The sequence below is a fragment of the Bradyrhizobium commune genome (assembly GCF_015624505.1).
GTDB classification, from domain to species: Bacteria; Pseudomonadota; Alphaproteobacteria; order Rhizobiales; family Xanthobacteraceae; genus Bradyrhizobium; species Bradyrhizobium commune.
On the sequence record NZ_CP061379.1, the window covers coordinates 3,240,537 to 3,251,063 of the forward strand.

Below are 10,527 nucleotides of genomic sequence, written 5' to 3' on the forward strand. Positions count from 1 at the left end.
AACCCTCTCCGCAAGCGAAGACTATTTGGGCCACATCTCGATCGTGGCCATCGGCTGCCTTGTGCCTGCTCATTGTCCTAGGCGGAGAGGCGAGGGCGCAGGACGACGACGGCAAAAAGACCGAGATCAGCGGTGACGCTGCTGCGTCGACGGAAGCGGATGATGAGGCTCCCAAGCCTCTGCTGCTCGAACCGTTTGCTCCGCGGCCGCTCACCGCGGCCGATTTTCCCCCGGCAAACCCGCTGCTCGCCGCCAACTATACCTACCGGACCAGCGCCATGTTCGGCCGCGACTGGCGCGCCGGCCGCGCTGAATATCGCCAGCTCGTCGAGCGTGAATCGCTTGCTTTCGGCCTGCCGCCCGCGCTCGCGGATGCGGTGATGGCGGTGGAAAGCAGATACAATCCGGCTGTTGTCGGCATGGATGGCGAGGTCGGGCTGATGCAGGTGATGCTGCCGACGGCGCGAATGATGGGTTTCGCCGGCACAACGTCGGAGCTGGCTGCGCCTGAGGTTAACGTGCACTATGGCGTGCAATATCTCGCTGGCGCCTGGCGCCGCGCCAACGGCGATCTCTGTACGGCGACGATGAAATATCGCGCTGGTCACGGCGAGACACGATTTTCCTACCTGTCGGTTGAGTATTGCGCACGCGTTCGCGCTCATCTGGTTGCCAGCGGCGTTCCAGTTACCGGTGCCGTTCCGCAACCGACCTTCGGAAGATCCCCGGCACTTGCGAGATCTCCAGGCGGCGGCTCCTCGCGCAGCCGCGTGTTGTCGGGGACCGGCACGATCAACTTCGCAGAGTTGAATACGCGCCTGCGCTGCGCAACGGAGCGAAAGACGCCGCCCGACCTGCGCTGATCAGACCTTGCACTACTCCGAGGTGTGCTGAGATCGATCGGCGGCCCTCAAGTCAGGCTGCCCGATCATGCGCGATTCTTTCCGCCGGTAGGACGCCGGCGCCGCACCGCCGGGGCCGGGCGGCTGGTCGCCAGCGCCTCGCCGATGGCGCGCCAGCATTTGACGGCATCGCGGAAGGCATGCTCATGGGCGGAACTCTTGCCGCGCCAATCCATCAGTTGTTCGGCATCCGCAATCGTCGCCTCACCCGATTTGAGGCGCATGATCCACGACAACGCCTCACGGATTAAGGGATCTAAGTGATCGACCTGATGGTTTCGCTTCGTCACGATCCAGCGCTTTCCCGCCCATGCCGGTCATGAGCGGATGGCCCCGATCGACATATCTCTGTAGGTGAGACGTTGCAACGCGCTGAAAACCGAATTTGCCGCGCGCGGGACGTTTGAGGCGTTCGGCGCAATGCTCGACCGCCTGCTTGAGGTCGGTCTCGACGGTCCGAACCGTCACGCCGAGGATTGCCGCGATCTCCCGGTTCGGCAAGCCGTCGATGCGCGAGAGCATCAGGACGCGGCGCCGCCGCTCCGGGAGCTCGGCGATCGCGCGCTTGAGTTGTTCGACTTCGGAGCGATCCTCGATCACGCGCGCCGCATCGGGCCGGTCATCGGGAATCTCGAGCATGCTGTCGACCTCGTCGGCGGTGAGGCGACGCTTCTCGGCGCGTCGGCGGTCGGTGGCAATGTTGAGCGCAATGCGAAACAGATAGGCCTTGGGGCTGCGCACGGGCCCGATCTCTCGCATGCCGGCGAGACGAAGATAAGTCTCGTTGAGCGCCTCGGAGGCGAGGTCCGGCGAGCCGAGGCGGCGCGTCAGGCGCCGATCGAAATCGACGTATTCGGCGAGCAGCAAGCTGCGCAGGCTGGAGATGGTATCGATGGTCATGTTACGCCCCACTTATTAAACCCCGAATTTTGGCGGGACGGTAGAGAGACCGCACAACGGTAATGTGACGAACTGTTAGTCTATAATAATCATCGCGCGATAGTCGTGTTATGTTGCGCGAAATCATCACATCAACGATGCGGCTCGTCCAAGCGTACGGGAATCTTTTCGCGGCGACTGCGAGCGCGACGTCTATCGGATAAGGCTCGGCGGACTGGCGCGTCCCGGTCGGTTCGGGCTGTCCGAAGATCACTGCGGTCGCGACGAGCTGGCCGCAATGCGAGCATGATATCGAGGCTTAGGTGAATTCGCGTGGTCTGTATGAGAGGAGCGCGCGCCATCATGTGCCGCTTCCGTTGCGCGCCCTGCGGAGAGGCCGGTCGGTCGCCGCATGCGCACCGCAGCTCGCAGTCTGCGGCCTGCTGATCTGTGCGATCTGCGCCGGGCCCGCGGCGGCGAAGTCCGAAGCCGAAGCGACCAAGCCTGCCGCGGTGAAGCCGGCAGCAGCGCCCGCGGCAACCGCGCCGGCCAAGAACGGCGCAGATGCCGCCAAACCAGCCGCTCCAGAAGCCCACTTCGACATCGACGAGTTTCGTATCGAGGGTGCGGACAATCTGCCGCAGATCGAGGTTGAGACGGCGGTGTATCCGTTCCTCGGTCCGAACAGGAGCGCACAGGACGTCGAGAAGGCGCGCGCTGCGGTCGAGAAGGCCTATCACGACAAGGGCCTCCAGACCGTCACCGTGGCGGTCCCGCAGCAGGACGCGCAGCGCGGCTTCGTTGTGCTGAAAGTCACCGAGAGCCGGGTCGGACGCCTGCGCGTCAAGGGCTCACGTTATTTCGATCTGAACAACATCAAGGACAGCGCTCCTTCGCTGAAGGAAGGAACGCTGCCGAATTTCCAGGACGTGACGAAGGACATCGTCGCGCTCAATCGCTGGACGGACAGGCGCGTCACGCCGGCACTGCGGGCAGGCGTCGCGCCGGGAACGGTCGATGTCGATCTCAACGTCGAGGATACTTTCCCGCTCCACGGCAGCCTCGAGCTCAATAACAAGCAGAGCCCGAGCACCACACCGCTGCGCGCCAGCGTTTCGATGCACTATGACGACCTCTGGCAGCTCGGCCATTCCATGACCTGGACCTACCAGGTTGCGCCGCAGAATCCGAAGGACGCGATGGTGGTCTCCGGCTCCTATCTGGCGCGCACCGAGATCGATTGGCTCAGCGTTCTCGTCTACGGCCTCGTTTCCGACAGCTCGGTTGCAACGGTCGGTGGAGCGAACGTCATCGGTCCCGGGCAGGTCGTCGGCGGACGTGCAGTCCTGACCTTGCCGTCGAAAGGCGATCTGTTCCAGACGCTGTCGCTCGGCGTCGACTACAAGGACTTCAAGCAGTCGCTCAAGCTCGGCACCGATGCGTTCGACTCCCCCGTGACCTATGTGCCGCTGGTCGCCACCTACGGTGCCACGTGGCAGGGCGAGGGACATCTCACACAGCTCAACGCCACGGTGACCGCCAATCTGCGCGGCGCTGGCTCGAACCGCGATGAATTTGACGCCAAGCGCTTCGACGCGACGCCGAGCTTCATCACCCTGCATGCCGACATCTCGCACACCCAGGATTTCGCCGGCGGCTTCCAACTCTACGCCAAGCTCCAGGGACAGGCCGCCGATCAGCCGCTGATATCGAGCGAGCAGTTCAGCCTTGGCGGACAAGATACCGTGCGCGGCTATCTCGAGACCGAGGTTCTTGGCGATTACGGCGTCGCCGGAACGCTGGAGCTACGAACGCCCAATCTTGCGCAATATCTCGAGCAGAAGCTGCCCAATCCGCTCGGCGAACCCATCAAGTACAACGCGTTCGACGAATGGCGCTTCTTTGCGTTCGCCGACGCCGGCAACGCGCGGATCCACGAACCGCTGCCCGATCAGCAGTCGCATTTCGATCTCGCCAGCTACGGTGTCGGCATGCGCATGAAGTCGCTTCGCTATCTCAACAGCGTCGTTTTCGTCGCCATGCCGCTGACCAGCCAGCAGGTCACCGTCGCCAATCATCCACGGTTCAGCTTTCGCGTCTGGGGAGAATTCTAGATGTCGCTCCTTCGTTTTGGATCACGCCGCGGACACGGCTTCAGCGCGCCGGTGATGTTCGTCCTCGTTCTTCTGGCCGTGCTGTGGCCGAAACCTGCCGCCGCGTGGTGGAATGATCAGTGGACGCTGCGCAAGAAGATCACGATCGACACCGGACAGTCTGGCGCCGGTATCAGCGACGCCATCGGTACGACACCGATCCTGGTGCGCCTGCATGTCGGCAATTTCCGCTTCGGCGCCGCAAAGGAAGATGGCGGCGATCTTCGCTTCGTCGCGGCCGACGACAAGACGCCGCTGAAGCACCACGTCGAGAAATACGATTCATTGCTCGGCGAGGCGCTGATCTGGGTCAGCGTTGCCGATTTGAAGCCCGGCACCAAGAACGACATCTGGCTCTACTACGGAAATCAGAAGGCGCCGACCGCGGTCGACGCCAAGGGGACCTACGATCCCGATACGTTGCTGGTCTATCATTTCAACGATCGGGGAACCCCGGCGCAGGATGTCACGGCCTGGGCCAACAGCGCGCAGACCGTGGTGCCGGCCGCCGATGGCGCCATCATCGGGCAGGGCGCGCGCCTCGACGGACAGACTGCACTCACGCTTCCCAACTCGCCATCGCTCGTGGTCGCCGAGGGCGGCGAGCTGACCTGGTCGCTCTGGGTCAAGATGACCGCGACCCAGCCGGGCGCGGTGCTGTTCTCGCGGAGCGAGGGTGCGAACGGGCTTACGGTTGGATTGGACAATGGTGTCGCCTTCGTGGAGGTGGTGAGCGGCGGCAACACGCAGCGCAGCGCCGGTGGCGCGGCGATTGCGGCGGGGACCTGGCATCAGATCGCCTTTACGGCGAAGGGCAGCCAGATCACGCTCTATGTCGATGGCGCCCAAGCCGCAACGCTTGCAGCGGGCCTTCCCACCATGACAGGCGTGGCCCAACTCGGCGCAGGCGCGCCTGCGGCGGCAACTCCGGCGGCCGACGCAACGGCGGCTCCGGCCACACCCGCGGGCGATGCTGCGCAAACGCCGCCGCCGGCGGCTTCACCGGCCGCCGCGGCAGCGGGTTTCGCCGGCGACATCGACGAGTTTCAGATCGCGAAGGTCGCGCGGCCCGCCGGCTTCATCAAGCTGGCTGCGATCGGGCAGGGGCCTGACCAGGCCAAGCTGATCTCGTTCAGCGTCGACGAGGAAACCTCGGGCTGGTTCAGCGGCGGCTATTTCGGCGTGATCCTGCGCTCGGTGACGCTCGACGGCTGGGTCGTCATCGGCCTGCTCGCGATCATGGCGTTTATCAGCTGGTACGTCATGGTCGACCGCATCTCGTATCTGAACCGGGTTGCGCGCGGCAACGAGATCTTTCTCAAGCATTTCCGCGAGACATCGACCGACATCAGCGGTCTGCTTCAGCTCGACAGCCAGGAGAACGATCCAAGCTTCGGCGGCGAATTGGCTGCGAAGCAGCGCAAGGCGATCCACGCCGCACCGCTCTATCGCCTGTTCGCGGCCGGGGCGCAGGAAATTCGCAAGCGCTTTGCGGGCGGCGGCTACCGGCGGTTGTCGCCGCAGGCGATCCAGTCGATCCGCGCCGTGCTCGACAGCGGCTTCGTGCGGGAGAGCCAGCGCCTTAACCGGCTGATGGTGATGTTGACGATCGCGATTTCCGGCGGCCCGTTCCTCGGCCTGCTCGGCACCGTCGTCGGCGTCATGATCACCTTTGCGGCGATCGCGGCCTCTGGCGACGTCAACGTCAACGCGATCGCGCCGGGCATTGCGGCCGCGCTGGTCGCAACCGTCGCCGGCCTCGGCGTCGCGATCCCGTCGCTGTTTGCCTACAACTACCTGACGATCCGCATCAAGGATGTCTCGAGCGAGATGCAGGTCTTCGTCGATGAGTTCATCACGCGGATCGCGGAGTCCTACGAATTGCCGGACGAGCCGGTGAAGCAGGCGGCGGAGTAACCCATGCAAGTCCAGTCCGAAAGCAAGCCGTACGACGACATCAACATCACGCCGATGCTCGATCTCGCTTACGTGCTGCTGGTGATCTTCATCATCATGACCACGGCGACCGTGCAGGGCATGAAGGTGAATCTACCCAAGGCAAGCGCGGCGCCGTCGCTGGCGCAGCAGACCACGAAGGCGATCACGGTCGCGAACGACGGCAAGCTGTTCCTCGACACGATCCCCGTGACGCTGCCCGAGCTCGAGCAGCGGCTGGTGCAGCAGCGCTCGCTGACGCCGGAGTTTCCGATCGTGGTGCGCGGCGACGCCCAGACCCAGTACCAGAATGTCGTCGACGTGCTCGACATGCTCGGCCGCCTTAACTTCACCCAGGTCGGCATGGCGACCAAGCCGGTGGCACGGTGAACCTGACAGCATGTGAATTCGATGGATCAGCGCGACAACATCGAGGAGAGCGAAGGACCGGCCTGGCGGCGTTATCTGCTGCTGGGCGGCGGCGGTCTGCTGGTCCTTGCGCTGATGGTCGGCGGCATCATGGTCTTGATGGGCGGCGACAAGAATCCACCGCGCAAGGTGAACGAGCTTCAGGTGACGATGATCGTTCCGCCGCCGCCTCCGCCACCTCCGCCGCCGCCACCGGAGCAGCAGCCCGAGCAGAAGATGGTCGAGCAGACTCCGGTCAAGCAGGAGATGATCGAGGAGAAGCCGGTCGACATCCCCAAGGAAGCGCCGCCGGACGCTCCCAGCGATTCGAACGACAGCCCGCCGTCGCTCGAGGCCAACACGGCGGGTCCCGGCACGTTGCGCGGCGGCAAGGGCGGCCTGATCGGCGGCGGCGGCGGTGGCGGTGGCGGCAGCAGCAAATGGGGCTGGTACGCCAGCATCGTGCAGGCCCAGGTCGAGGCGGCGCTGCGTGCCAACGACAAGACGCGTCACGCGACGATGCGGGTCAGGGTCAACCTCTGGTCCGATGCGACCGGCCGGATCACCCGCGTGCAGCTCGCGTCCTCGAGCGGCAACAGCGAGCTCGACGCGGTGATCCGCGACCAGGTGCTCAGCGGCATGACGTTGCGTGAGCCGCCGCCGAGGGAAATGCCAATGCCGATCGTGATGCAGGTCACGGCGCGCAGTCCGGGTTGAAGAGACGGCGGGGCGGCGGGAGCCGTTTGCGCAAGCGAGTGTGAGAAAGAGTGGAAGAAGGGTTGATGTCATGTGGCGTGCAGAGATGACAAAGCGACAGCTGGCGGGGACCGCGGCGATCCTGCTTGCGCTTTCCGTTCCGGCGCATGCCCAGGACGACACGCCGTCGGGCAAGCGCCCGACCGTCTCGCGCAACGCACCGCCATCGTCGAACGCGACGGTCAATTTGATCAATCTGCTGGTGAAGCAGGGCACGCTCAGCGAGGAGCAGGCGACGGCGCTGATCAAGCAGGCGGACGACGAGGCTTACGTCGCCCGCCAGGCTACGCGCGACGCCACGACCAAGGCGGAAGGCGCCGAGAAGGCGGCGGCGACCGCAACGGACGCGGTCTCGCCGCCCGGCACCAAGCGCGTCACCTATGTCCCCGAAATCGTCAAAAAGCAGCTGCGCGATGAAATTCGCGCCGAGGTCATGGCGAAGGCCGAGAAGGAGAACTGGGCCTCTCCCGGCAAGTATCCGGAATGGGCCCAGCGGATCCGGTTCTACGGTGACATCCGCGCGCGCTATGAGGGCGACCATTTTCCAGCCGGAAACGGCCCGCTGGAGAATTTCAACGCGATCAATACCGGCAACCCGTTCCTCGAGGACAACGCCAACGCGATCAATCCCTATTTTCCGCCGACCTACAACACGACTCAGGATCGCAACCGGTTCCGCTTCCGCGCGAGACTTGGCGCCGATGTCGATCTGTATGACGGCTTCTCGGCCGGCCTTCGGATTGCGACAGGCGATAGCAGCTCGCCGGTCTCCACAAATCAGACCTTCGGCGGCAATGGCGGTGATTTCTCGAAATATGCACTTTGGCTCGATCGCGCATTCATCAAGTACCAGCCGGTGCAGGACTTCGTCGGTTCGGTCGGCCGGTTCGACAACCCGTTCTGGTCGCCGACAGATCTCGTCTGGTATAAGGAACTCGGCTTCGACGGATTTGCCATCCAGGCCAAGCACGAGGTGGATGAGGGCTTCACGCCGTTCTTCGTCGGCGGCGCCTTTCCGATCTTCAACACCGATCTGAACGCAGGTCTCAATACCGCGGACCTGAATGGACCGATCAAGTCTCCGAGCCGCGACCGGTGGCTGTTCGGCACGCAAGCCGGCTTTGGTGCCAGGTTTGATCCCGAGACCAACCTGACGGTGGCGGTTGCTTACTACGACTTCGCGAACCTGCGCGGCAAGCTCTCCAGCACATGTCTTGTCGCGACCGCCACCGATACCTGCGATACGGATTTGCTGCGTCCTCTGTTCGCGCAGAAGGGCAACACCTACATGCGGCTTCGCAACATCCCGACGGTGACGACGCCCGTCACCACGCTGAACTACCAGTATTATGGCCTCGCCAGCGATTTCCGCCCGGTCGTCGCCAGCGTCCAGCTCGACTTCGCCCAGTTCAATCCGATCCACATCATCCTCGATGGGGAATACGTCTGGAACACGGCCTTCAATCGCGGAGCCGTCGGCGCCGTCGCCGTCAACAATTTCGCGCCGACATCAGATGGCTCGGCCGGCCCCTTCAACGGCGGCAACCAGGGTTGGCTCGCGCGGCTCACGGTGGGCGACAAGGAGGTCAAGCATCTCTGGGACTGGAATGCGCATGTCGGCTACAAATATCTCGAGTCCGACGCGATGGTGGATGCGTTCGTCGATTCCGACTTCGGTCTCGGCGGCACCAACCTCAAGGGCTATTTCATCGGCGGCAATGTCGGTCTCGGTGAGAACGTCTGGGCCTCTGTGCGCTGGATGAGCGCCAACAGCATCGCCGGGCTGCCTTACGCCGTCGATGTCGTCCAGCTCGATCTCAATGCGAGGTTCTGATCATGCGGCTCCTGCGTCTCTCCCCCGTGATCGCATTGGCGTTGATGATCTCCCCGGCCGCGCACGCCGACCAGGAAGGCGATCGCCTGCGCGAAGCGCTGCGATCCGCTACCGCCCAGGCGAGGGCGGCCGAGGATCAGCGCGCCGCGCTTCAGGCAAGGCTGACGACGGCCGAACAGGAGCGCGACCGGCTGCGCAAGCAGAACGAGACCTATCGTGCCCAGGTCAAGGAAGCGGAGCAGGCCTATCGCCAGGCCGTGAAGGACTTCAACGAGCGTCTCGCCGAACGCGACGATTCACTCGAGAAGTGGAAGACCGCCTATGCCGAGGCAGCGAGCGTCGCGCGAGCCAAGGATGCCGAACGCGCCAAGTTCGAGTCCGACGCAACCACGTTCAAGGCGAGCACCAAGGCCTGCGAGGCCAAGAACGTTCAGCTTGTGAAGGTCGCCAACGACGTCGTGACCAAATATGAGGCGATGGATCCGTTCGAGAAGGTTCTCGACCACGATCCCGTATTTGGCTTGAAGCGGGTCGAGCACCAGAACGCGGCCCAGGACTTCCGCGACAAGATCCTCGAACAGAAGGCCAAGCCATGATCCATCACGCATTCAAAGCCGCCATGCTCGCTGGCGCGCTCTTCGCTGCCGGCTCGCCGATGGCCATGGCCCAGACCCGCAACGCACCCCAACCGGCGCCGGCTCCTGCACCGGCACGCCCGGCGCCTGCCGCGCCCGTGCGCCCTGCGGCCGCGGAGGATGCTTCGGCGGTGAAGAGCAGCGAGGTGATTGCGCGGGTCGGCGACAGCGATGTTACGGCCGACCAGGTGCGTGCGACGATTCAGCTCCTGGATGCGCGCCAGCAGGCTGCGATGGCGCGCGACCCGGCTCTGCTCAGCCAGACGGTGCGGGCCATCCTCGCCAACCGCCTCGTGCTGAAGGAGGCGACGGCCAAGAAATGGGACCAGCAGCCCGCCGTCGTTGCCCAGCTGGCTCGCGCGCGCGAGAGCCTGATCGTCGAAAGCTATCTCCAATCCGTGACGGCGCCACCGGACGGCTTTCCGAGCGAGGCCGAGATCAAGAGCGTCTACGACGCCAACGCCAGCGCGCTGCTTGTCCCGCGCCGCTTCCGTCTCGCCCAGGTCCTGGTCGCCGTGCCGAAGGACGCAGACAAGGCCGCCGAGGACGCCGCGCGCAAGAAGCTCGACGACGTCGTCAAGAAGGCCAAGCAGGCCGGCGCGGATTTCGCGGCAATTGCGCGCAGCTCGTCCGATGAGTCCGGCTCCGCCGAACGCGACGGTGAGATCGGCTGGGTCAACGAGCCGGATCTTCGGCCCGAAATTCGCGGTCAGGTCACCGGGTTGCAGAAATCCGGCATTACCGATCCGATCCGGCTCGACGACGGCTGGCACATCGTGAAGCTGCTGGACACTGAGGCGGCACATACGCGGCCGTTCGCCGAGGTGAGGGATGCGCTGGTACAGCGCATGCGGGCCGAGCGCGTCGAGGCCAATCGCCGCGCCTATGTGACGGAATTGCTCAAGCAGAGCCCGCCTGTCGTGAATGAGATCGCGCTCTCCAAGCTGCTCGAAACGAAGCCCGACGCTGCACCGTCGCGGTAGGCAAGGTTCCGTCTGAATAATCCAGCCGGGTTGCGTGATCGC

At 64.4% G+C, this 10,527-nt stretch carries 10 protein-coding genes; 8 read left to right on the top strand and 2 right to left on the bottom strand.

Translation table 11 applies throughout. The annotated features are described in order from the left end of the window. Positions 1-59 precede the first annotated feature (59 nt). Positions 60-863 (top strand): lytic transglycosylase domain-containing protein, encoded by an 804-nt coding sequence (locus tag IC761_RS15255; protein WP_368367107.1) that lies wholly within the window; start codon positions 60-62, stop codon positions 861-863. A gap of 65 nt (positions 864-928) precedes the next feature. Here IC761_RS15255 and IC761_RS15260 read toward each other — a convergent pair whose 3' ends face one another. Continuing rightward, complete coding sequence (locus tag IC761_RS15260; protein ID WP_210338533.1) at positions 929-1,192, bottom strand: FecR/PupR family sigma factor regulator; 264 nt, start codon at positions 1,190-1,192, stop codon at positions 929-931. After that, a complete protein-coding gene (locus IC761_RS15265) occupies positions 1,143-1,802 on the bottom strand; it encodes an RNA polymerase sigma factor (protein WP_195804020.1) in 660 nt (219 codons plus the stop codon). The genes IC761_RS15260 and IC761_RS15265 overlap by 50 nt, the downstream gene beginning before the upstream one ends. 302 nt (positions 1,803-2,104) lie before the next feature. On the opposite strand from IC761_RS15265, the gene IC761_RS15270 reads away from it, so the two are divergent. From IC761_RS15270 to IC761_RS15300, 7 genes are all read left to right on the top strand, one after another. Further along, positions 2,105-3,895 (top strand): ShlB/FhaC/HecB family hemolysin secretion/activation protein, encoded by a 1,791-nt coding sequence (locus IC761_RS15270; RefSeq protein WP_246791525.1) that lies wholly within the window; start codon positions 2,105-2,107, stop codon positions 3,893-3,895. Then, positions 3,896-5,851: a DUF2341 domain-containing protein gene (locus IC761_RS15275; protein ID WP_195804021.1), complete on the top strand. Its 1,956-nt coding sequence runs from the start codon at positions 3,896-3,898 to the stop codon at positions 5,849-5,851. Between the two features lie 3 nt (positions 5,852-5,854). Beyond that, the gene (locus IC761_RS15280) at positions 5,855-6,259 is read left to right on the top strand and encodes an ExbD/TolR family protein (protein ID WP_195804022.1); all 405 of its coding nucleotides are present in this window, start codon (positions 5,855-5,857) and stop codon (positions 6,257-6,259) included. Between the two features lie 21 nt (positions 6,260-6,280). Next, positions 6,281-6,994: an energy transducer TonB family protein gene (locus IC761_RS15285; protein WP_195804023.1), complete on the top strand. Its 714-nt coding sequence runs from the start codon at positions 6,281-6,283 to the stop codon at positions 6,992-6,994. Between the two features lie 85 nt (positions 6,995-7,079). Next, a complete protein-coding gene (locus tag IC761_RS15290) occupies positions 7,080-8,867 on the top strand; it encodes a putative porin (protein ID WP_246791526.1) in 1,788 nt (595 codons plus the stop codon). 2 nt (positions 8,868-8,869) lie between these two features. Next, positions 8,870-9,463: a hypothetical protein gene (locus IC761_RS15295; RefSeq protein WP_195804025.1), complete on the top strand. Its 594-nt coding sequence runs from the start codon at positions 8,870-8,872 to the stop codon at positions 9,461-9,463. Next, positions 9,460-10,485, top strand: a complete 1,026-nt coding sequence (locus IC761_RS15300) for a peptidylprolyl isomerase (RefSeq protein ID WP_195804026.1) — start codon at positions 9,460-9,462, stop codon at positions 10,483-10,485. The genes IC761_RS15295 and IC761_RS15300 overlap by 4 nt, the downstream gene beginning before the upstream one ends. Positions 10,486-10,527: the final 42 nt, after the last annotated feature.